The following is a 19,954-nucleotide window of genomic DNA, read 5'->3' as shown; positions in this document are numbered from 1 at the left end:
GCCGGGCTAGAGAGCCGGGAAGTAACAGGCGCTCATGTCGATGGGGTGATCGGGGCAATTGGGCAGATAGAACTGCCAGCCCGCATCGGAGAAAGCGCGCAGTTCGGTTTCGACAAACTTGATGGCGAGGCTCAGGGCCTGCAGGCTGTCGATGCCGTAGATAAAGGTCTTGTCGCTCAGCCCAGCCAACTTTACCTTGCAGCGCCAGTCACCGCTGGCGGACTTGGGATCCGGCTCGGGGGCCTTGATGGCGATCTTGAGGGTGAGCTGTTCCCCTTCGGTGCTGATGGCGTCGAAGCGGGCGGTAACGATGGCGTTTTTCATCTGGCGATTCCTTTTCCGTGGTACAGCCCCTGCGGTTGCGGGTGGCTGGCTCCCTGATGGCTGATGAGGTGAAAACTGGACTCAGGACGGCCAGCGTAAATGAACTTGTGAGTTGAAACAATGGGATATGCGTGACCGGGTGAGGGGGCTTTCGCCGCCGTGAGCGAGCGCAGTGGCGGGAGTAGCAACGTGCTTGCCACCTGTGGTGGCCGAGAGGCTGGCAGGCTGCTAGATGTAAAGGATTGTTGGCTGTGGCCGCAGATTTTTCTGCGCTGACGATGAGGGCGTGTGATTCCTCTTGAGGCAGAATATCTCCCCCCTGTTTGACGTTGAAGTACAGGAGTCTTCGTGGCGCTTTCGGTAACCCAGCTTTATGAAGTGATGGCCCAGCTGCCAGATCCCGTCTTTATCCTCAGTGAAGATGGCTATTACGTGGAATATATCGGAGGCATGGAGCAGCAATCCTATCACGACGGCAATCCGCTGACGGGCAAGCAGCTGGCCGATGTGCTGCCACCCGAGATGGCCATGTGGGTCAAGGCGCAGGTAGCCGAGTCGCTGGCGAGCGGTCAGGTGCGAGTGGTGGAGTATGAGCTCTCAGCAGCCGAGGTGGGGGGGATCAATGCCGCCGCCGGGCCGCAAGGGATACAGCGTTTTGAGGGCAAGATTGCGCCGCTGCCCTCCCTCTATGACGGCAAGCGGGCGGTGGCCTGGGTGACCCGCAATATCACTCGCCAGTACGAGTTGCAGCAGCGACTGCTGCGCCAGAGTGAAACCGACCAGCTGACCGGCCTCCATAACCGCCGCTACTTCTTCGAACATTGCCAGCAGGTGAGGGGCAACGAGGCCCCCTGCGGCTTGGTCATGCTCGACATCGATCACTTCAAGCAGCTCAACGATCGTTACGGCCACCAGCAGGGAGATCGGGCCTTGCAGCGCTTCAGTAGTTGTATCGATGCCCTGTTGCGGGCGGATGACCTCTTTGTGCGCAGCGGTGGCGAGGAGTTTCTGATCCTGCTGCCGAGGATCGATGAAGCCGGTTTGCAGCAGATGGCGGAGCAGATCCGCGCCGCCGTCGAAGCGCTGCCTGCCGATCCGGTTGCCATCACGGTCAGTCTGGGCACAACTCTGGTGCAGCCGGAGGAGGAGATCAATCAGGCGCTGGCCCGGGCCGACGAGTGGCTCTATCGGGCCAAGCGGGCAGGGCGCAACCGGGTGGCGCACTGCCCGGCAGGTTGAGAGTGCCACCCCGGTCGCTGTGGGAAATAGCCTGCGCTTTTACCCTGAATAAATTGGCTGGCATCACTGTCAATTAGTAGAAAAGTTGGCCGTATTATTTAACTCATATTCCACAGCTTAAGGTGTTAATATTATCGGCCTGATCGCTGGTCTTATTTGTGTTGTTGGGCAACAGCATGAGGTTTTATCGGTATGTTATCAAACAGGCGTGAATCTGGTTTTGGGTGACGAATGTGATACATCCTGTTGTCTTTTGAAACATTCCGATTCAAACAGTCATGAATTATTAACCTTGACCCGGATGGCGATTTCAACGATGGTAGCGTGGCAGCTCCGTTTCTCTCCGGTGGCCCTGTTGGCCGCTGGCGGCGTTGTTTTTTCATGTGCAGGGCGATATGCAACGACATATCTCCAGCCTGTTATTCGGGCCAATAAAAATAATGATGACAGATTAATAAGGTATATATTGCAATGAGTGTTTCTATTGCTGAAAAGAGTAACCCTGTTTCAAAATTGAAATGGGAGAAAAGCGATTCGGTATGGACCATGGGCCTATATGCCACTGCTGTCGGTGCCGGTACGTTATTTCTCCCTATTACTGTTGGCAGTAATTCTCCGGTTATTTTGCTATTTATTTTATTGCTGGCTTTTCCGCTCTCTTATTATTCCCACCGGGCATTGAGCCGCTTTGTGCTCTCCAGCTCCCACAAGGAGGGGGATATCACCCATGTGGTGGAGGAGCACTTCGGTGCCAAGGCGGGCAAGCTGTTGATGCTGGTCTATCTGATGGCCTTCTACCCCATCATTCTGGTCTACAGCATCTCCATCACCAATGCGATCCAGAGCTTTGTAGTCCACCAGCTGGGGTATGCCGAGCTGCCGCGCGGCTTGCTGGTGCTGGGGGTGATGCTGGGCCTGCATCTGGTGCTGCTGGCCGGCAAACAGATCGTGGTGTCGGCCATCAGCGTGCTGGCGCTACCGATGGTCGCCTTTCTGATTGGCCTCTCCATCTATCTGCTGCCCCAGTGGAGCCTCTCCTATTTCAGCGAGAGTCAGGCGGTGGACTGGCGTGATCCGGCGTTCTGGAAATCCCTCTGGCTGATCGTGCCGGTGATGGTGTTCTCCTTCAGCCATGCGCCCATTATTTCTTCCTTCAGCGCGGCGCAGAAAAAGCGTTGTCAGGAGAGTGCCGACCTGCGCGCCAAGCGGATCATCAAGTGCAGCAGCATGCTGATTTGCGGCAGCGTGCTCTTTTTCGTGGTGAGCTGCGTGATGAGTCTGAGTCAGGCGGAGATGGCGCTGGCCCGCACCGACAATATCTCGGTGCTGTCGGCGTTGGCGAACAAGTTCTCCAACCCGCTGATCGCCTATGTGGGGCCACTCATCGCCATTCTGGCCATGTCCAAATCCTTCCTAGGCACCTCTATGGGGGTGAGCGAGGGGACGGTGAGCATGGTGAGCGGCGCCTGTCAGGGGCTGGGACTTTCCCTGCGTGAAGCGACCATCGCGCGGGTCTCGTCGATGATCCTGTTTATGGTGACCGCCGTCATCACCTATCTGAACCCCAACGTGCTCGACATCATCGAGCGCGTCAGTGGCCCGCTGATCGCGGTGATCCTGTTTCTGCTGCCGGCCTGCTCCATCTATCGCTTGCCCGCACTCAAGCGTTATCGCGGGCCGAGTACCCTTTTTGTGTTGGTGATGGGGCTGCTTGCCATCTCAGCCCTTATCTACGATCTGCTTTGACCGGGCGGTATCCCGCACAAATCAAAAAGGGCGACCATCTGGTCGCCCTTTTTCTGTGCATCGGGGTTAGCCGAGCAGGCCGCTGGCGCTCTGGCCCGCCATCAGCAAGCCGATGGCCAGCACGCTGAACCAGACCAGGGTTGCGCTTACCAGTAGATAGCCGCTGGCGACGAACAGACCATCCCGCTGCAACATGCCAGTGGCAAGCAGCAAGATGGCCCAGGCAGGCATGGCGTTGGTGAAGGGGATGGCGCCCAGGGGCAGCATCAGCAGCAGGGCGGCCAGCATGATCAGCAGGCCGTTGCAGCGGTTGACCGTGTTGCTGCCGGTCAGCACCAGCAGGCGCGGGCGGATAACGCGATCGACCCGTGCCAGCAGATCCGCCCCCTTGTGCAGGGTCGGCTTGAGCTGGTCGGCGGCGAAGCGGCGCTCCATCAGCATGGCGGGCAGCCAGGGCACCCGATTGAGGGTGATGCCGATGCCGATAAAGAGGATCAGCAGGCCAAACGGGGTGCTGACGCCGGGGATGGAGACCGGCAGCAGGAAGGGGACGGTGAGCAGCACGCAAAACAGCAGCATGCCCTGCTCGCCCACCAGCGCGAGCATCTGGCGCAGGCTGATGTGGCTCTCATCGATGGCATGCGCGGTGGCCCGCAGGGTATCCGCGAGGGTGGTTTTGGGGTCGTGAAGTTGCGCGGCAACCATTCCCTGATGTCCTTCTGAGTGGTGATAGCGGGCCCCGATGACCCGATTTGGCGCCAGCATACGTGGCAGAGGTTAACCGTCGATGAATGGTGGCGGGGGCGCGTAGCTGCGCCAGTGGGGCGGCTCGGCAGAGGTTCTGGCGAGGGGGACATCGCGCGATGAAAGTGATCCGGTACAGCCGCCGTTTAGGATGGGCCTAGGACGCCTCTGGTATGCTTTCTGCACAATCACACAGGGAGCAGGGGATGATGATGAAGAGAGCCGGTATAGCGATGATGGGGCTGTTGCTGCCACTGGGGCAGGCCTGGAGTAGCGAGGCCGCGACCACATCCGGTTGGCAGGTGACGCCATTTTTCGGCTACAGCTCAGCCATCGACTTCGAGAAGAGTGACGAGGTGGTGCAGCCGGTGCCGCTTTCTGCATCGTTTGATTCACTGCAGGGGCAGGGCTCCGGCAGCTGGGGCTTCTTTATCAGCAAGGAGGTGGATGACCCCGGCATGATCGAACTGCTCTACAGCCACCAGTCCACCACCCTCTCCCCCGATCAGCCGGATCGCCTGACGGTGGACATCCTGCACTTTGCCGGTGCGCTGACCCTCTCTGACAACCTGATGGCGCCCTACATCGGCGCCGGGATCGGGGTGACCCGCTTTGCCGCCTACGACAGCGAGGTGACCCCTTCCATGTCGCTGGCGCTTGGGGTGCAACCGCGCCTCGCCGAGCATCTGGCGCTGCGGGCTGAGGTGCGCGGTTATGGCTCGCTGGTCAACGACAACAACCAGTTTCTCTGCAACCCAGAGCAGTGCGTGTTCAAGGTGCGCGGGGAGCTGGTAACTCAGTGGCAGGCCAATATCGGTCTTACCTTCCGCTTTTAGGCGAGGGGATTTTCCCCATAAAACAGGGGCCCTTGGGCCCCTGTTTCAGCAGCAATGTTCCGCCGTGATCGGTAACCAATCGGTAGCTCTTCACGCCTCCTTGTTAGTCGGCGTCGCCCATACCGCGCAGTTTCTGCCCGCCTCCTTGGCGCCATAAAGCGCCTGATCCACCCGTTTGAACAGCGAGACTGCCGGCTCCTTGGGCTCGCGGATCCCCACTCCCAGGCTGACCGTCATGGTATGGGCCGGGTCGGGTGCTATGGTGCGGGTCGCAGTGAGCAGGGTGTTGGCCAGTTGCTGCAGCTCGGCTTCGTGGGCGACGGGCAGCAGCAGGGCAAACTCTTCACCCCCGACACGGGCCGCCAGCGCACCGGGTGGGCAGTGCTGTTGCAACAGCTCGCCAAACTGTTGCAACACCCGATCCCCGATATCGTGGCCGTAGTTGTCATTGATCAGCTTGAAGTGATCCAGATCCAGCAGGATGAGAGCGTGGCAAATCCCCTGTTCCAGAAACAGCTGCTGATGAAAGTAGCGCCGGTTTGGCAGCCTAGTCAGATCGTCAAACAGCGCCTGCTGTCTGAGCTGGGTATTGATGTGAAAGAGATGGTGCATGGTGCTCAGGATGCCGATGCTGCTGAGCAGGATGCCGCTGGATCTCAGCAGATCCTCGGCATAGATGGCGAGCCAGAGTGGCTGCGCCACCAGCTCATCCATGATGTCGGCGGTGGCCCCCATGATCCACAACATCAGACCGCAGGAGAGCATGCGGTAGGTGTGGGTGGGCAGGTGGGCGCACTGCACCACCCAGAACAGGAACAGCATGGTGAGCCAGTTGATCACCTCGAAGCCAAAGCTGACGGCGTAAAAGCGCTCGTAGGGGAAGTGGGGCAGCAGCAACAGGTGAAGGGCCATGATGGCCAGCATCACTATCCCCAGCAGCGCGATGTGGGCGCGATGCTCCCGGTCGAGATGACGGTAGTGGGAGAGGCTGATGTCGAGACGATCGAACTGCATGGTGTTCCTCGGATTGGGCCTGCCATCAGCTTGCAAACAAGAGGCTGCGTAATGGCATGCCGTGGTCGGATAACAGGAAACGGCTGGTCTGTCAGTGTAAACGAGCGGGCCCGCAGCGCGCGATATCGATGACGTCAGCTTGTGGGCTGGCTCCGGGTTTGCGCACTTCTGGTGCGCGACGTATCGCCTGCCCTGTGACAGGGCGACCCTGGGCAGGTTAGCGCAGCTCATGCGCCAAATTGGTGCGTTGATGATGCGTGATCTTACTAATGCAATGATTTAAAAGGATTTAAATTTGTGGCCCGCTTTATGCTTTTTACATGTCAGACGGTCTCTTGCGGTCATTGTCGGCAGACGCGGTGATGAGGAAGTGGCAAGAGGCATCCCCGTGCAGGGCGCGGGTGTGATTCTGGCGGGTTGCAGCAACACCTTGCGATTCGCCACAGATTCAATCAGGGAAACGGAGCCGGTCTTGTACCGGTACGACAGGGAAGGAGAGTGCTCTATGGTCAAAAAATGGATGATGGCGGGTCTGACGATGTTGCCTGCCTTGCTGGTTACCCCAAGTTGGGCCGAAGAGGTCGCTCAGGTACAGGCGGCGGTGGCACCGGTTGCCGCCATGACAATCAACAAGGGTGACAACACTTGGATGCTGCTCTCGGCGGCGCTGGTGATCCTGATGTCGATCCCCGGTCTGGCACTCTTCTACGGTGGTCTGGTGCGGGCCAAAAACATGCTGAGCGTACTGATGCAGGTCTTTACCCTGTTCTGCCTCATCTGCGTGCTCTGGGTGATCTACGGCTATTCGCTGGCCTTTACCGAGGGGGGCAATTTCTATGGCTCCTTCAGCAAGGTGTTGCTCAAGGGTGTAACCCCTGACTCCATCGCCGCCACCTTCAGCAAGGGGGTCGGGATCAGCGAGCTGATCTATGTGGTGTTCCAGGGGGCCTTTGCCGCCATCACCTGCGGCCTTATCGTGGGGGCGTTTGCCGAGCGCATCAAGTTTGCTGCCGTGCTGCTCTTCTCGGTGATCTGGTTCACCTTCGCTTATATCCCACTGGCTCATATGGTGTGGTACTGGGCGGGTCCGGATGCTTATACCAGCGCCGAGGCTGCGGCCACAGCGACCGCAACGGCGGGTTATCTGTTCCAGCATGGTGCGCTGGATTTTGCAGGCGGCACAGTGGTGCACATCAACGCCGCCGTGGCGGGTTTGGTGGGTGCCTATCTGGTGGGCAAGCGTCTGGGCTACGGTCGTGATCCCATGACCCCCCACAGCCTGACCATGACCATGATCGGCGCCTCCCTGCTCTGGTTCGGCTGGTTCGGTTTCAACGCGGGCTCCGCGCTGGAAGCCAACGGTATCGCCGCACTTGCCTTTATCAACACCTGGGTTGCGCCGGCTGCGGCAGCTCTCTCATGGACGCTGGCCGAGTGGGTGATGAAGGGACGTCCCTCCCTGCTGGGGGCCGCCTCTGGTGCGGTGTCCGGTCTGGTGGTGATCACTCCGGCAGCCGGTTTCGTCGGTGTGGGCGGTGGTCTGGTGATGGGCCTTATCAGTGGCGTGGCGGGTCTGTGGGGGGTCCACGGTCTCAAGCGCCTGCTGGGTGCCGATGACAGTCTGGACGTGTTTGGCGTACACGGGGTGTGCGGCATTCTCGGCGCCCTGCTGACCGGCGTTTTTGCCAGCCCGGATCTGGGCGGTACCGGGGTGTGGGACTATGTCACCAATCAGGTTGCCGAGGGCTACTCCATCCTGACTCAGGTGAAGATCCAGGCTATCGGGGTCGGTGTCACTCTGCTCTGGTCCGGTGCCGTGGCGGCGATTGCCTTCAAGGCGGTCGACATGCTGGTGGGTCTGCGGGTGAATGGCGATGCCGAGCGGGAAGGGCTGGATGTGACCTCCCACGGCGAGAAGGCTTACAGCATGTAATCCCGAATGCCAGACAACAAAAAACCGCCGGGATCGGCGGTTTTTTTATGACTCTAAAGCTGCAAAGCCTGAGTTCACACGCTTAGTTCACGACGGCCACGTTGATGCTGCCATTGCCCTGGGTCATGCGCACGCGAGCGCCCGGGGTGAAGGTGGGGCTGGCTTTCTGCACGACCACGATGGCTTCGCCATTCTCTTTCTTGATCTCCAGCTCGACGCCGTCGACCTGATTCATCTTGTTGCCGATGGCGTTACCTGCTGCTGCACCGGCGATGGCGCCGCCTGCGGCTGCGATGTCGCGTCCGGTGCCGCCACCGACTGTGCTGCCCAGCAGGCCACCGACCACGGCGCCGCCAATGGTGCCAATCAGGGAGTTCTCATCGGCCTGGATCTTCACCGGGCGGGTGGAGATGATGGTGCCGTAGCTGACGGTCTGCACCTGTTTGGCGCGGTCTTTGGTGTAAACATCGCCAGAGTAAACGTCACTGTTGGCGCATCCGGTGATGGTGGTCGCTGCCAGCAGGGCAATAAGGGTCATACGCTTCAACATGGTGGGCCTCCTGGGCTGCACGTAATTTGAACAATCCGGTTGATGAGTGAACTTTACTCCAACCCCGTCACACATGAAATCGGCAAAATGTAACCAATTATGCGTTCTGTAACCGGTTTTGTCCTTGAATCGCAGCTGTACCGGAGAGGGTTTTAACCAGCAGCAGACGGTCTTCTCCGGGGCCGAAATAGTCGGCTATTTCCGCCTGCAATGTGTAACCGAGCCGGTAGTAGAGGCGCTGGGCTGGATTAGCCGGATCGACCGTGAGCCGCAGTTCGCTGATCTGCAGCGCCTGCTGGTTGGCCTCCATCTGGCGCATCATTCGCTCCGCGAGGCCGAAACCGCGTGCCTCCGGCAGCACCGCCAGCGAGAGCACCCAGCCTTGCGACCGCTCCTGACCGAATCCCCCCAGCACATAACCCACCAGCTGCCCCTCGTATTCGGCCACCAACAACAACTCGGGCCACAAATCCATCGCCTGACGGAAGAAGAAGGCGGGATAGACATCTTCGCCAAACACCTTGGCATCGATCTGCCAGATGGCGTGCATGTCATTGTGGGTGGCGGGGCGTAGCAGGGGGGGGTTGTGGTGCATCAGGACTCCATCGGCAGCAAAGGATCGGCAACGCCGCTGACCTTGGGGTCAACGGCAAAAAAGGAGTCATAGGGTAGTGGTCATCCCCTGCTGGATGCAAGGGATTGGCGGCTATGGCGGCAGGGGGCGGCTCTGGGGCAGTTTGGGCGCTTTGCGCAAGCCGTCGAGCAGGTGGCGAAGGGTGAGCCAGGGGTGGCGCAGCAACATGCGCGGGCCGCTCCACTTCATCACCTGCTGGATCTGTTTACGCATCGCCGGGGCGTAGCAGTGGATATTGCAGTTGGCGCAGGTGGGTTTGTGGCCGTGGCCATAACGGCAGCGACGTAGGCGCTGATGGGCGAAATCCCGCAACTGGCGACAGTGGCGGCAATGGGGATCCTGATGATGGTGCTGGCAGTAGAGGTGGATCATGGCGCTGACCGTCTGCTGCTCGCGCATGAGTCTGGGATGGTCACTCGCCTTTTTGCTGGCTGCGGCGTGTGAGCCCCGGGCTGGGCTGGCATGATGACTTTTCATGGCCGCCATTCTCCTGACCTGCTCGCTTTGGGTGTTGATACAGGTCAAAAGGGGGGATAAAAAACAGGGCCCGCAGGCCCTGTGTCATCAGATGAGGCTGGTTGCCTGCTCCAGCCAGGCGAGATCCTCGCCCTCGAGCAGCGGGCTCAGGCGGCGGAACACCTCGACATGGTATTCGTTGATCCAGCGGAATTCGGCCGGGCTCAGCAGGCTGCGGTCGATCAGGCGGGTATCGAACGGCACGTAGGTCAGACGCTCGAAGCCCAGCATCGGCAGCTCGCCAACCTGTTCCAGCTCGGTCACCACTACCAGGTTTTCGCAACGGATGCCAAAGCCATCTTCACGGTAGTAGCCCGGCTCGTTGGAGAGCACCATGCCCGGTTGCAGGGCGACCATGCTCCCTTTCGGCGCGATGCGCTGGGGCCCTTCGTGGACACTCAGGAAGTGGCCGACGCCGTGGCCGGTGCCGTGGTCATAGTTGTAACCGGCTTGCCACAGCGGCATGCGGGCCAGCACGTCGAGCTGGATACCGGCGGTGCCACGGGGGAAGCGGGCCTGATCCAGCGCGATATGGCCCTGCAGTACCCGGGTAAACATCGCCTTTTGCTCGTCGCTCACCTCACCCACCTTGATGGTGCGGGTGATGTCGGTGGTGCCATCCATATACTGGGCGCCGGAGTCCAGCAGATAAAGGCTGTCCTGACCAAACGCACGGGGGGTGCCATTGGTGTGGTGGTAGTGGCACATGGCGGCGTTGGGGCCGAGCGCGGAGATGGTATCGAAGCTCGGCTCGACGTAGTGCTCCTGCTCGCGGCGGAACGCTTCCACCTGATCTGCCAGAGTGCCTTCATCCACCCCTTCGAACTCGCCGGAGGCGACCAGCCGATCCAGCCAGGCGAGGAAGCGGGTCATGGCCACACCATCACGCAGGTGAGCGGCACGCATACCGGTCAGCTCGATTTCGTTCTTGCACGCTTTCGGCAGCATGGTGGGGTCTTGGCCAGCCACCAGAATGGCACCCGCCTCTTCCATGACGAGCTGGGTCCAGGCGTTGGCGCTGTCCGGATCGGCCAGCACCTTCTGCTGATCTTCACCGATGCGCTGCAGCACGTCGCCCAGCTTGTCGATGGGGTAGACGGAGACATCCTGCCCCACGTGCTGGCTGAAGGCGAAGCAGTCAATTTTGTCGGTATCGACGAAGAAATCCATGCTGCTGTTGGCGTAGAGCACGGCAAAGCCCAACACCACCGGCAACCGGTCGATATCGCGGCCGCGCAGGTTGAGCAGCCAGTTGATGGGCTCGGCCTGGGTCAGCAGCACCGCATCCAACCCGCGCTTGCGCAGGTCGGCCGCCAGCTGTTCACGTTTGGACTGGCTGGACTGGCCTGCCAGCTCCTCGCTGTAGAGGATGACCGGGCTTTTGGTCGGCTCCGGGCGATTGCTCCAGTTCAGGTCGATGGGGTTCTGCTCGACGCGAATCAGCTCGATACCGCGGTCGGCCAGCACGGCCTTGGCATTCTTGTACCAGGTCAGGCTGTGCAGGCGGGCATCGAAGCCAACCCGGGAGCCTGACGGCAGCTGTTCGGCCAGCCACTGCACATGAGGATTTTCAATGAGGTGGAGGAATTCGAACAGTTCGGCGGGAGTTTGCATCCGCGCCTGCACCGTATAGCGACCATCGACAAAGAGGGCTGCCCGCTGGGCCATGATGATAGCGACCCCGGCAGAGCCGTTGAAACCGGTGATCCAGTCAAGCCGCTTGGCATAGGCGGGGATGTACTCGCCGAGGTGCTCATCATCGTGGGGGACGATAAAGGCGTCCAACTCCTGCATGGCCAGCTCGGCCCTGACTTGGGCGACGCGGGTTTCAATTATCTCGAAATTATTCATGTCGTTAGTGCCAGATGGTTGCTATATGAGTGTTCAGTTTTTATGGCCGCTGGCCAGGATCCGCTTGATCGACTGACCTGCCGCTTCGATATGCTGCCTGAGCAGCACCACCGCCTCGTGCTTGCGCCGGGCGCGGCACAGTTCCAGCAATTGGGCGTGTTCACGCTCCGCCTTGTCCACCCCGTCGCTGGCAAACAGCAGCTCGAAGCGGACATAGCGGTCACAGCTCAGATTGATCTGGGCGATCAGTTCAAGTGCCTGGGGGCGACCGGCTGCCTGATAGAGGGTGGCGTGAAAGCTGTGGTTCAACTCGGCCCAATGTTCGATCTGGGTGCCTGACTCCAGGGCATGATCAAACTGGGCGAGGATCGCCTCCGCTTGCGCGAAGGTGGCTTCCGTCATCTTGTCGACGGCGTGAAACAGGGTATCGGCTTCCAGCAGCGCTCGCAAATAAAAGAGCTCTTCAATGGCCGAGGCGTCCAGCATGGTGACCACGGCGCCGCGATGGGCTTCGAACTTCACCAGCCCCTGCGCTTCCAGCTGCATCAGGGCTTCGCGCACCGGGATGCGGCTCACGGCCAGCTCTTTGGCAATGGCATCCTGACGCAAGGGGGCGCCAGCGGGGAACTCCCCACGGAGGATCCGGCCACGGAGGTTTTCCATCACCATCTGGGTTCGGGTCTTGTAGGGTGGGGTCATGGTCGGGTCACGATTGGGCGTTACAGAATTGTATATTGTATAAAGTTTGGCTGAATCTAACCTGTCACAATAGGCAAAGGCAAGGTTTTGGCCCCTTTAACGGGAGCGATGGCGGCGTTCGGCGCTCCACAAAAATAAAAATGCCGGTCAGCGTGGCTGACCGGCATGATGTCACTGATACGAAGCGAGCCTGTTACAGCTGCGGGCCTGCCGCAACCAGACGTTTGCCTTCATCGTTATCGGTGAAGCGCTCGAAGTTCTTGATGAAACGGCCTGCCAGATCGACGGCCTTGGCATCCCACTCGGCCTTGTCGGCGTAAGTGTCGCGCGGGTCGAGGATCGCCGGGTTCACATCGTGCAGCGCGGTCGGGATCTCCAGATTGAAGATCGGCAGCACCTTGGTCTCGGCCTTCTCGATGGAGCCATCCAGGATGGCATCGATGATGGCGCGGGTATCCTTGATGGAGATGCGCTTGCCGGTGCCGTTCCAGCCGGTGTTGACCAGATAGGCCTCTGCACCTGCCGCTTCCATCCGTTTCACCAGCTCCTGACCGTACTTGGTCGGGTGCAGGGAGAGGAAGGCTGCGCCGAAGCAGGAGGAGAAGGTCGGAGTCGGCTCTGTGATGCCGCGCTCGGTACCGGCCAGTTTGGCGGTGAAGCCAGACAGGAAGTGGTACTTGGTCTGCTCCTTGGTCAGTTTGGAGACCGGGGGCAGCACGCCGAAAGCGTCGGCAGTCAGGAAGATCACCTTGGTGGCGTGACCTGCCTTGGAGACCGGCTTGACGATGTTGTCGATATGATAGATGGGGTAGGAGACGCGGGTGTTCTCGGTCTTGGAGCCATCATCGAAGTCGATGGTGCCATCGGCAGCAACGGTCACGTTCTCCAGCAGCGCATCGCGACGGATGGCGTGGTAGATGTCCGGCTCGGCCTCTTCGGAGAGCTTGATGGTCTTGGCGTAGCAGCCCCCTTCGAAGTTGAACACGCCGTGGTCATCCCAGCCGTGCTCGTCATCGCCGATCAGCTGACGCTTGGGATCGGTGGAGAGGGTGGTCTTGCCGGTGCCGGAGAGGCCGAAGAAGATGGCAACGTCGCCGTCCTGACCCACGTTGGCGGAGCAGTGCATGGAGGCAATGCCGCGCAGGGGCAGGAAGTAGTTCATCATGGAGAACATGCCCTTCTTCATCTCGCCACCGTACCAGGTGCCACCGATGAGCTGCATCTTCTCGGTCATGTTGAAGGCAACAAAGTTCTCGGAGTTGAGACCCTGCTCCTTCCAGTTCGGGTTGGTGCACTTGGCACCGTTCATCACCACGAAGTCAGGCTTGAAGGTTTTCAGCTCTTCATCGCTCGGGCGGATGAACATGTTTTTCACGAAGTGTGCCTGCCAGGCCACCTCGGTGATGATGCGCACGGCCAGGCGGGTATCCGGGTTGGCACCGCAGAAACCATCGACCACAAACAGGCGCTTGCCGGAGAGCTGTTTGGTGACCAGCCCTTTCAGATGTGACCACACTTCCGGGGTAATGGCTTTGTTATCGTTTTTACCCTGGTCAGACCACCACACAGTATCCTGGGTAGTGGCATCTTTGACGATATATTTATCTTTCGGGGAGCGACCGGTGAAGATACCGGTGTTTACGTTGACGGCGCCCAGCTCGGTCACCACACCGCGCTCGAACCCTTCCAGGTCAGGGCGTGTCTCTTCTGCGAAAAGCTGCTCGTAAGAGGGGTTGCGAACGATTTCTTGGCTGTTTTTGATGCCGTACTGGTCCAGTCCTAATTGTTGGGCCAGGGTGGGTTCTGCCACGATTGTCATTGTATTCTCCTGGGTTCAGAGGTTGGTAGGGTTCTATCTGACGGTCATCCTATCACTTAGGTGGTAGAGTTTAGCGATCGCCATCAAACTTTATAAAATAGGGTATTTTTTTGTTATTAAAGTTAAAGGCGGGTTTTGCCCGCCTTTAATTAGTGTAACTGGTTTGCATCATTGCCGGGAGCCCTGCTGAACAGGGTTTCGACATCGATCCCATTAAATTGGTACTGGGCGCCGCAATAATCACAGTGCATGTCGATCTTGCCGAGCTCCTGCACCATCTCCATGACCTCTTCCTTTTCTATCTGCAACAGGGCCCCTTCGCAGCGCTCGCGGGAGCAGGTGCAACGGAACTCGACCGCCTGCGGATCGAACACCCGCACCTTGTCCTGATGGTAGAGACGGTAGAGGATCTCTTCTGCCTGCAGGCCGAACAGCTCTTCATCCTTGATGGTGCTGGTGAGCTGGGTCAGGTGATCGAAATCGTTGCTGTGATCCTCGCTCTGGGCGGGCAGCTCCTGCAGCATGATGCCAGCAGCACGCGGCGCACCTTCGTGGTAGCCGGTGCGGATCCACAGCTTGGTGGCCAGCTGTTCGGAGCGGGCGAAGTAGTGCTCCAGGCAGCCTGCCAGGGTGTCGGCGTCCAGCGCGATGATGCCCTGATAGCGCTCGCCCTGCTCCGGGGTGATGGTGATGATCAGCTGGCCGTTGCCAATCAGGCTCTGCAGCTTGCCATCGCTCGGCAGCTCGCCTTCATAGCGGGCCACGCCGCGCAGCTGCTGGTTGTTGTCACCGTTGATCACGGCTAGACGCACCGGGCCATCGCCCTGCAGCTGCACCGTGATGGAGCCTTCAAACTTGAGGGTGGCGGTCAGCAGGCTGGTGGCGACCAGCAGCTCGCCCAGCAGTTTTTGCACCTGCACCGGGTAGTTCTGGGCTTCCACCACGTGGCGGTAGGTGTGATCCAGCTGGACCAGCTCGCCACGCACTTCGTACTCTTCAAACAGATAGCGATACAGCAGATCTTGGTTGCTCATCATGTATTCCTGGCTTTTCGGTGAGGTAAATCGGGCGGGCTGGGGTTGATGCCAGCCCGGTATCAAATCGGGGTCGGTCAGTACTGTTTGACCTTGAGCAACTGGCGTCGCTCCTGCTTGTCGGGGCGGCGCTCGGGGCTGGGGGCAAACTGGCTGTTGAAGCGGCGCGCCTCGCTGTTCTCGGCCCGTTTTTTCAGGCTCTCGGCGGTCTCTTCATAGAGCTGCTGGGCCAGCGGTGCCGATTTGCGCTGCTCGCTCAAGGCCAGCACCCGCACTTCGCGTTCGTCCTGCCCCTGCCAGAAGCGGATCAATGCACCCACTTCCACCTGTTTGCCCGGTTTGCTGCGCTGACCATTGTAGTGCACCTTGCCCCCGTCTATCTGATCCCGCGCAATGGAGCGGGTCTTGTAGAAACGGGCCGCCCACAACCACTTGTCGAGACGAACCTCGAGGGCACTTTCTGCATGATTGGGCATGAACAGGCTCCATAACGGGGAAAAGAGGTGGTCGATTATACCAGAGCACGGGGTCGGGATAGAAACCGGGCAGCCGCCGCGCGGGGCGCAAACCATGTCAAGGTGATGCAACATATGGGCAGTTTGCTGATTCACAAGGGAAAGCCGCTGCTTTATCGGGTATCCATGGGGGCTGGGAAGGGCCTTCATACCGCGCATATAACACTGCCGCCCCGGTTGGGGGCGGCAGCGTTCACATCCGTTGACCACGGCTCAGTCAGAAGTGATCGTGCTGATCCGGCTTCTTCTGGTCGTGGGGGCCTTCGCTGTGGGCGATGGCGGTGCGGATCAGATCAACCCCGGCGCGGATAATCAGCACCCCCATGTTGACCAGCTTGACGCAGACCCACATGAAGGTGATGAGCAGGATCAGCTTGAGCACGGTCTGGAACGCTTCCAGGAAGTTCTGCTCCAGCTGGGCGGTCAGGCCGTTGGCGCTGGTCATCAGCCAAGTGTAGACCTCGCGCACGAACGGGATGCGGCTTGGCATCTCCAGTACATCCAGTGCGGCAGGGAGCGCCTGGAAGATGACGATGCTGCCGAACAGGATCAAAATGACACCGATGGCGATGCCGAGGAAAAAGCCGAACTGTCTCATGGAGGGCTCCAGCGTTTGCTGCATGAAATTGAAGATAGCCGCCAATAGTAGGGAGTGCCCTGCTTCATCGCAATCTTCCGTGCACCGCCAGCGCGGCGGGAACGGCGGCGATCCGGCCGCTACCGTTGCCCAACTATCTGATTTCTGGGAGGCTTGTCGCCATTGTGCATAGGGAAAGCAAATTGATGTCGAGAACACTCTTTTTACTCTTGCTGGCGCTGTTTGCCGCTCTGCCAGCCCTGAGTGCCGAACCGGCGGCTCCCTCGGCGGCGGCCTGTGCCATCCGTCATCAGGATCAACTGCTGCTGGTGCAGGATCGCATCTCCTCCCGCTACAGCCTGAGCGGCGGCTATATAGATGGCGACGAGCGCCCCGAGCAGGCGGCGCTGCGCGAACTCTATGAAGAGACCGGCTTGCGGGGGGAGGTGGTGCAGGAGTTGGGCCGCTGGCAGCGGGCGCTTATCTTCGCTTGTCGCACGCTGGAACCGATTGTCGCGCAGCAAGACACTGCGTTTGTCTCCATCCTGAAGGCCCCCAATCTGGGGGGAGAGATCCTTAACGCCCGGCTGATCGCCATCGACCAGCTCCCCCGCGAGCAGCGCCGTTTCCCGGATCAGCTCGACTGGCTGCAATCCCGACTGGATAAGGTGCCGGAGAGCGAGGTGCGCTGGCAGGCCGATTTCGTGGCGCAGGACAATGCGCTGCATCAGGCCGAGATCCCGCTGATGATGCGCCTGCAACAGTGGCTGGGGCCCGATGTCTGGTGGCTGTTGGTCAGCAATCTGTTTGGTTCAGGCGGCTTTCAGCTTGCCCTGATACCTTTGCTGCTCCCGCTGCTGGGGTGGCCGCGGCTGCGTCAGCTGCTCTTTGCCATGCTCTGGCTCGGGCTGCTGGTGCAGGCAAGCAAGGAGGGGATTGGCTGGCCGCGCCCCTTCCATCTGCAACCTGAACTGGCAACCCAGAGCGCGCAAGGTTTTGGCATGCCGAGCGGCCATACCGCCTCGGCCCTGCTGTTCTGGGGGGCGCTGCTTGGCTGGCTCTGGCCTGCCCGGCGGGGGCTGGCCTATTCGCTGGCTGTGCTGCTGGCGCTGACCACAGGTCTGGCGCGGGTCTGGCTCGGGGTGCACTTTATCTCCGACGTGGCGGTTGGCCTGCTGATTGGCGCCTTGCTGCTGGCCGCGCGTCCCTGCTGGCGTGCCGACAGGCATTCGGCGGCTTGGCTGCTGCTGATTGCATCTGCACTGGCGCTCGGGGGGCTGACCCAGTCGGCCCATCTGGCCGGGATCGGGCTGGCGGCCCTCGGGATCTGGGTTGGCGGTTTGCTTACCCTGACCCGCGGCGGTTATCCCCCCATTGTGACCGGCGCGGTCACCCTGGTGGGGGGCGCGGTGATAGGGGCGGGGCTCTGGGCGCTGCCGCTGCTGACCAGCAGTTCGCTGGCCATACTGCTTGGTCAGTTTGTGCTCTTTTTCGGGCTGGGGCTCTGGTTGAGCGCTGGCCTCTGGTGGATACTCTCTTTCTTGAAATGCGACACACGACCCAAGGGCAACGGCTCTGACAAGGGAACTCTATGAATGTGAAAAAAGTGGATTTGGCCAAGATAACCCTGGGGGTGCTGTTTCTCAGCATCCTGATTATCTCCTGTTTCTTGGTGTTGCAGCCCTTCCTGCCTGCGCTGGTGTGGGCCACCATGATCACCATCGCCACCTGGCCGCTGATGTTGATGGTGCAGCGCCTGTTGTGGGGCAAGCGCACCCTGGCAGCACTGTTTATGACGCTGGTGCTGCTGCTGATGTTCGTCATCCCGCTCTTTATGACGCTGGCCAATGTGGCGGAGAAGGCGCCCATGCTGATCGAGCTGGGTACCCATATCAGCCAGTCACCGCCGCCGGAGCTGCTCTGGCTGCAACAGATCCCGCTGGTGGGCGACAAGCTCTATGACTTCTGGCAGCAAATTCTGGCGAGCGGTGGTCAGGTGCTGTTTGCCAAGCTGGCCCCCTATTTTGGCCAGACCGCCCGCTGGCTGGCCTCTCAGGCCGGTAATCTTGGCTTGCTGTTCGTTCACTTCCTGCTGACGGTCGGTATCTGCGGTGTGCTCTATCACTCGGGTGAAGTGGTGGCGACCGGCATTCGCCGCTTCGCCCACCGGCTGGCGGGCCAGCGTGGTGACAATGCCACCGTGCTCGCTTCACAGGCGATCCGCGCCGTGGCGATGGGGGTGGTGGTGACCGCGCTGGTGCAATCTTCGGTGGCCGGTGTCGGCCTGCTGATTGCCGGTATCCCCTACGCCATGGTGCTGGTGGTGGTGATGTTCCTGCTGATCGTCGCCCAGATCGGCCCCTTCCCGGTGCTGCTGGCCTGTATCGGCTACCTCTACTGGAGCGGCGACACCACCTGGGGCACTTTCCTGCTGGTGTGGTCACTGATTGCGGGCACCATGGACAACTTCCTGCGCCCCTTCCTCATCAAGCGGGGCGCCGACTTGCCGCTGATCCTGATTCTGGTGGGGGTAATCGGTGGCTTGCTGACCATGGGGATCATCGGTCTCTTTATCGGCCCGGTCGTGTTGGCGGTGGGCTACACCCTGCTGGATGCCTGGATCAAGGAAGATGACCAACCGGCGGCCGCTGCGGTGGAACCGCCCAAGGCCCAATAACGATTCAGTAAAAAGACGATTCGGTAACAAGATGAATCAGCCATCCATCGCTGATACAAAGAGCCGCCCATAAGGGCGGCTCTGTTATTTGTGGTGATTGCGATTATGGCGATAGTGTCAGGCTGGTAGATCCGCGCCAACCTGCATATCCCACATATTACCGTCTCATGTAGGTTCGATTAGCGAAGCGTAATCGGACGATCGAGATGCCGCTGTCCCGGTTGTATCCATGAGTCAGCGGCATCTGGCAGAGGGGAAATTCGAGTAGCCGTTATAGCGGGGGGAATTGATTTACGCGAACGTCCGATTACGCCTGACGGCTAATCGAACCTACGGGTTTAAATGTTTTGTTATGCCGTAGATGCCAATATGGACACGTAGTTTTCAGCCGCCCAATACGCTAGCTTTTGACACATCCTCAATTTGTCATGCGATACCAGATGATCATTATGCGCCAATTCATTTCGTATATCAGCCAGATATACCATTTCATCTTTTTCAAATTCATTATTTAATGCTGACAGCAAATAGTATATTTTAGCTCTTTGGCTCCCCCGACTTAGCAGCTTGAAGCTAACCATTTCCTTTACAACTGAACTACTAGTTTCACAGTATTGAGTTGATGCTAGGTCATCAGCTACAATCTCCACTACTTTATAAAAGGACATAAAACTATAATTTGCAGAAATATCCTTCAGTTTCAGCCCCTCTTGTAAATACTTGCGTATATTTACAATCTTTTTTGCTTTCTTGGAGTTTAATGATTTTGCTGTTTCATATTTCTTTAAAAAAGCTTCAAAGTCCCTTTTAGGGAGGGCCTTATAACACGATTGAGAAGAAACCGAACACGCGCCACTAATACTTGGTAGCCAAGATCCTTCGTATTCTTCCCATGCTTCATAGGAAAGACCAATATCAAAATCAAACTCAAGCCAAGTAAGGATTTGATCTAGTATATTCTCGATATCGAAATTGCCGCCTCCTTGGTGCTGAGAGGGGCCCACAATAACTTCACATACAAACGCAGGGTCATATTTCATACCAAGTTCATGCGGGATTCTTTGATTAAAGCAAGAAGTTAATTTCACTTCATATGTTTCTAATTTAAAATTTAGATCTTGTTCGATCGAATTGCTGGAATATACAATAGTTCGACTTTTGTAGCGTGTAGGTTCGATTCCTCGATCTCTATATTCTAACCACTTACGTGCATTTTCTTTTGTAACCATATTGAACCTATTATTAA

Annotated in this window: 19 protein-coding genes; 6 read left to right on the top strand and 13 right to left on the bottom strand. The window is 59.0% G+C overall.

What is annotated here, in order from left to right:
• Positions 1–6: 6 nt before the first annotated feature.
• A complete protein-coding gene (locus tag AB5Z09_RS05910) occupies positions 7–324 on the bottom strand; it encodes a hypothetical protein (protein WP_005355042.1) in 318 nt (105 codons plus the stop codon).
• A 348-nt stretch (positions 325–672) separates the two neighbouring features.
• Here AB5Z09_RS05910 and AB5Z09_RS05905 point away from each other — a divergent pair, with 348 nt between their 5' ends.
• Together AB5Z09_RS05905 and AB5Z09_RS05900 are read left to right on the top strand one after the other, a co-directional pair.
• A complete protein-coding gene (locus AB5Z09_RS05905) occupies positions 673–1,563 on the top strand; it encodes a diguanylate cyclase (protein WP_368194839.1) in 891 nt (296 codons plus the stop codon).
• A 471-nt stretch (positions 1,564–2,034) separates the two neighbouring features.
• Complete coding sequence (locus AB5Z09_RS05900) at positions 2,035–3,309, top strand: amino acid permease (RefSeq protein WP_368194838.1); 1,275 nt, start codon at positions 2,035–2,037, stop codon at positions 3,307–3,309.
• A gap of 66 nt (positions 3,310–3,375) precedes the next feature.
• Here the strand turns inward: AB5Z09_RS05900 and AB5Z09_RS05895 are convergent, their stop codons facing one another.
• Positions 3,376–4,014 (bottom strand): exopolysaccharide biosynthesis protein, encoded by a 639-nt coding sequence (locus AB5Z09_RS05895; RefSeq protein ID WP_236373258.1) that lies wholly within the window; start codon positions 4,012–4,014, stop codon positions 3,376–3,378.
• 251 nt (positions 4,015–4,265) lie between these two features.
• Here AB5Z09_RS05895 and AB5Z09_RS05890 point away from each other — a divergent pair, with 251 nt between their 5' ends.
• Positions 4,266–4,889 carry an outer membrane beta-barrel protein gene (locus AB5Z09_RS05890; RefSeq protein WP_368194880.1) on the top strand — a complete coding sequence of 208 codons (624 nt, stop codon included), beginning with the start codon at positions 4,266–4,268 and terminating at the stop codon, positions 4,887–4,889.
• Between the two features lie 90 nt (positions 4,890–4,979).
• Here AB5Z09_RS05890 and AB5Z09_RS05885 read toward each other — a convergent pair whose 3' ends face one another.
• Positions 4,980–5,903, bottom strand: a complete 924-nt coding sequence (locus AB5Z09_RS05885) for a GGDEF domain-containing protein (protein WP_075116122.1) — start codon at positions 5,901–5,903, stop codon at positions 4,980–4,982.
• Positions 5,904–6,408: 505 nt separating this feature from the next.
• Between AB5Z09_RS05885 and amt the strand changes: the two genes are divergently transcribed.
• On the top strand, positions 6,409–7,836 hold the full coding sequence (amt, locus tag AB5Z09_RS05880) for an ammonium transporter (protein ID WP_005355035.1): 1,428 nt from the start codon (positions 6,409–6,411) through the stop codon (positions 7,834–7,836).
• 82 nt (positions 7,837–7,918) lie between these two features.
• On the opposite strand, the gene AB5Z09_RS05875 is transcribed toward amt, so the two are convergent.
• The 9 genes from AB5Z09_RS05875 to AB5Z09_RS05835 all read right to left on the bottom strand — a co-directional run bounded on the left by AB5Z09_RS05875 (position 7,919) and on the right by AB5Z09_RS05835 (position 16,052).
• Positions 7,919–8,386, bottom strand: a complete 468-nt coding sequence (locus tag AB5Z09_RS05875) for a glycine zipper 2TM domain-containing protein (RefSeq protein WP_005340126.1) — start codon at positions 8,384–8,386, stop codon at positions 7,919–7,921.
• Positions 8,387–8,483: 97 nt separating this feature from the next.
• Positions 8,484–8,981 (bottom strand): GNAT family N-acetyltransferase, encoded by a 498-nt coding sequence (locus tag AB5Z09_RS05870; RefSeq protein WP_043822605.1) that lies wholly within the window; start codon positions 8,979–8,981, stop codon positions 8,484–8,486.
• 111 nt (positions 8,982–9,092) lie between these two features.
• Entirely contained in the window at positions 9,093–9,497 is a 405-nt protein-coding gene (locus AB5Z09_RS05865) for a nitrous oxide-stimulated promoter family protein (protein ID WP_368194837.1), read from the bottom strand.
• Between the two features lie 87 nt (positions 9,498–9,584).
• Entirely contained in the window at positions 9,585–11,387 is a 1,803-nt protein-coding gene (locus AB5Z09_RS05860; RefSeq protein ID WP_368194836.1) for an aminopeptidase P family protein, read from the bottom strand.
• A gap of 33 nt (positions 11,388–11,420) precedes the next feature.
• Positions 11,421–12,086 (bottom strand): GntR family transcriptional regulator, encoded by a 666-nt coding sequence (locus tag AB5Z09_RS05855; RefSeq protein ID WP_005340138.1) that lies wholly within the window; start codon positions 12,084–12,086, stop codon positions 11,421–11,423.
• A 193-nt stretch (positions 12,087–12,279) separates the two neighbouring features.
• The gene (pckA, locus tag AB5Z09_RS05850; protein ID WP_005340139.1) at positions 12,280–13,905 is read right to left on the bottom strand and encodes a phosphoenolpyruvate carboxykinase (ATP); all 1,626 of its coding nucleotides are present in this window, start codon (positions 13,903–13,905) and stop codon (positions 12,280–12,282) included.
• A gap of 149 nt (positions 13,906–14,054) precedes the next feature.
• Positions 14,055–14,939, bottom strand: a complete 885-nt coding sequence (gene hslO, locus AB5Z09_RS05845) for an Hsp33 family molecular chaperone HslO (RefSeq protein ID WP_005340140.1) — start codon at positions 14,937–14,939, stop codon at positions 14,055–14,057.
• A gap of 77 nt (positions 14,940–15,016) precedes the next feature.
• Positions 15,017–15,415: a ribosome-associated heat shock protein Hsp15 gene (gene hslR / locus AB5Z09_RS05840; RefSeq protein ID WP_005340141.1), complete on the bottom strand. Its 399-nt coding sequence runs from the start codon at positions 15,413–15,415 to the stop codon at positions 15,017–15,019.
• Positions 15,416–15,671: 256 nt separating this feature from the next.
• The gene (locus AB5Z09_RS05835) at positions 15,672–16,052 is read right to left on the bottom strand and encodes a hypothetical protein (RefSeq protein ID WP_005340143.1); all 381 of its coding nucleotides are present in this window, start codon (positions 16,050–16,052) and stop codon (positions 15,672–15,674) included.
• A 185-nt stretch (positions 16,053–16,237) separates the two neighbouring features.
• On the opposite strand from AB5Z09_RS05835, the gene AB5Z09_RS05830 reads away from it, so the two are divergent.
• Positions 16,238–17,626 carry a phosphatase PAP2 family protein gene (locus AB5Z09_RS05830; RefSeq protein ID WP_368194835.1) on the top strand — a complete coding sequence of 463 codons (1,389 nt, stop codon included), beginning with the start codon at positions 16,238–16,240 and terminating at the stop codon, positions 17,624–17,626.
• A complete protein-coding gene (ydiK, locus tag AB5Z09_RS05825) occupies positions 17,623–18,708 on the top strand; it encodes an AI-2E family transporter YdiK (RefSeq protein WP_047437873.1) in 1,086 nt (361 codons plus the stop codon). Before AB5Z09_RS05830 ends, ydiK begins: the two co-directional genes overlap by 4 nt.
• Positions 18,709–19,058: 350 nt before the next feature.
• Here ydiK and AB5Z09_RS05820 read toward each other — a convergent pair whose 3' ends face one another.
• Positions 19,059–19,937: a hypothetical protein gene (locus AB5Z09_RS05820; RefSeq protein ID WP_368194834.1), complete on the bottom strand. Its 879-nt coding sequence runs from the start codon at positions 19,935–19,937 to the stop codon at positions 19,059–19,061.
• Positions 19,938–19,954 lie beyond the last annotated feature (17 nt).

The sequence above is a fragment of the Aeromonas sp. R2-2 genome, from assembly GCF_040908355.1.
Taxonomy (GTDB): Bacteria; Pseudomonadota; Gammaproteobacteria; order Enterobacterales; family Aeromonadaceae; genus Aeromonas; species Aeromonas veronii.
This window is presented reverse-complemented; position numbering and strand designations above follow the sequence as displayed.

Bases quoted from the DNA above. Each gene is read 5' to 3' on its own strand.
- AB5Z09_RS05910 (WP_005355042.1), bottom strand. From the start codon at position 324: ATGAAAAACGCCATCGTTACCGCCCGCTTCGACGCCATCAGCACCGAA.
- AB5Z09_RS05900 (WP_368194838.1), top strand. From the start codon at position 2,035: ATGAGTGTTTCTATTGCTGAAAAGAGTAACCCTGTTTCAAAATTGAAA.
- AB5Z09_RS05895 (WP_236373258.1), bottom strand. From the start codon at position 4,014: ATGGTTGCCGCGCAACTTCACGACCCCAAAACCACCCTCGCGGATACC.
- AB5Z09_RS05890 (WP_368194880.1), top strand. From the start codon at position 4,266: ATGAAGAGAGCCGGTATAGCGATGATGGGGCTGTTGCTGCCACTGGGG.
- AB5Z09_RS05885 (WP_075116122.1), bottom strand. From the start codon at position 5,903: ATGCAGTTCGATCGTCTCGACATCAGCCTCTCCCACTACCGTCATCTC.
- amt (WP_005355035.1), top strand. From the start codon at position 6,409: ATGGTCAAAAAATGGATGATGGCGGGTCTGACGATGTTGCCTGCCTTG.
- AB5Z09_RS05875 (WP_005340126.1), bottom strand. From the start codon at position 8,386: ATGTTGAAGCGTATGACCCTTATTGCCCTGCTGGCAGCGACCACCATC.
- AB5Z09_RS05870 (WP_043822605.1), bottom strand. From the start codon at position 8,981: ATGCACCACAACCCCCCCCTGCTACGCCCCGCCACCCACAATGACATG.
- AB5Z09_RS05865 (WP_368194837.1), bottom strand. From the start codon at position 9,497: ATGAAAAGTCATCATGCCAGCCCAGCCCGGGGCTCACACGCCGCAGCC.
- AB5Z09_RS05860 (WP_368194836.1), bottom strand. From the start codon at position 11,387: ATGAATAATTTCGAGATAATTGAAACCCGCGTCGCCCAAGTCAGGGCC.
- AB5Z09_RS05855 (WP_005340138.1), bottom strand. From the start codon at position 12,086: ATGACCCCACCCTACAAGACCCGAACCCAGATGGTGATGGAAAACCTC.
- pckA (WP_005340139.1), bottom strand. From the start codon at position 13,905: ATGACAATCGTGGCAGAACCCACCCTGGCCCAACAATTAGGACTGGAC.
- hslO (WP_005340140.1), bottom strand. From the start codon at position 14,939: ATGAGCAACCAAGATCTGCTGTATCGCTATCTGTTTGAAGAGTACGAA.
- hslR (WP_005340141.1), bottom strand. From the start codon at position 15,415: ATGCCCAATCATGCAGAAAGTGCCCTCGAGGTTCGTCTCGACAAGTGG.
- AB5Z09_RS05835 (WP_005340143.1), bottom strand. From the start codon at position 16,052: ATGAGACAGTTCGGCTTTTTCCTCGGCATCGCCATCGGTGTCATTTTG.
- AB5Z09_RS05830 (WP_368194835.1), top strand. From the start codon at position 16,238: ATGTCGAGAACACTCTTTTTACTCTTGCTGGCGCTGTTTGCCGCTCTG.
- ydiK (WP_047437873.1), top strand. From the start codon at position 17,623: ATGAATGTGAAAAAAGTGGATTTGGCCAAGATAACCCTGGGGGTGCTG.
- AB5Z09_RS05820 (WP_368194834.1), bottom strand. From the start codon at position 19,937: ATGGTTACAAAAGAAAATGCACGTAAGTGGTTAGAATATAGAGATCGA.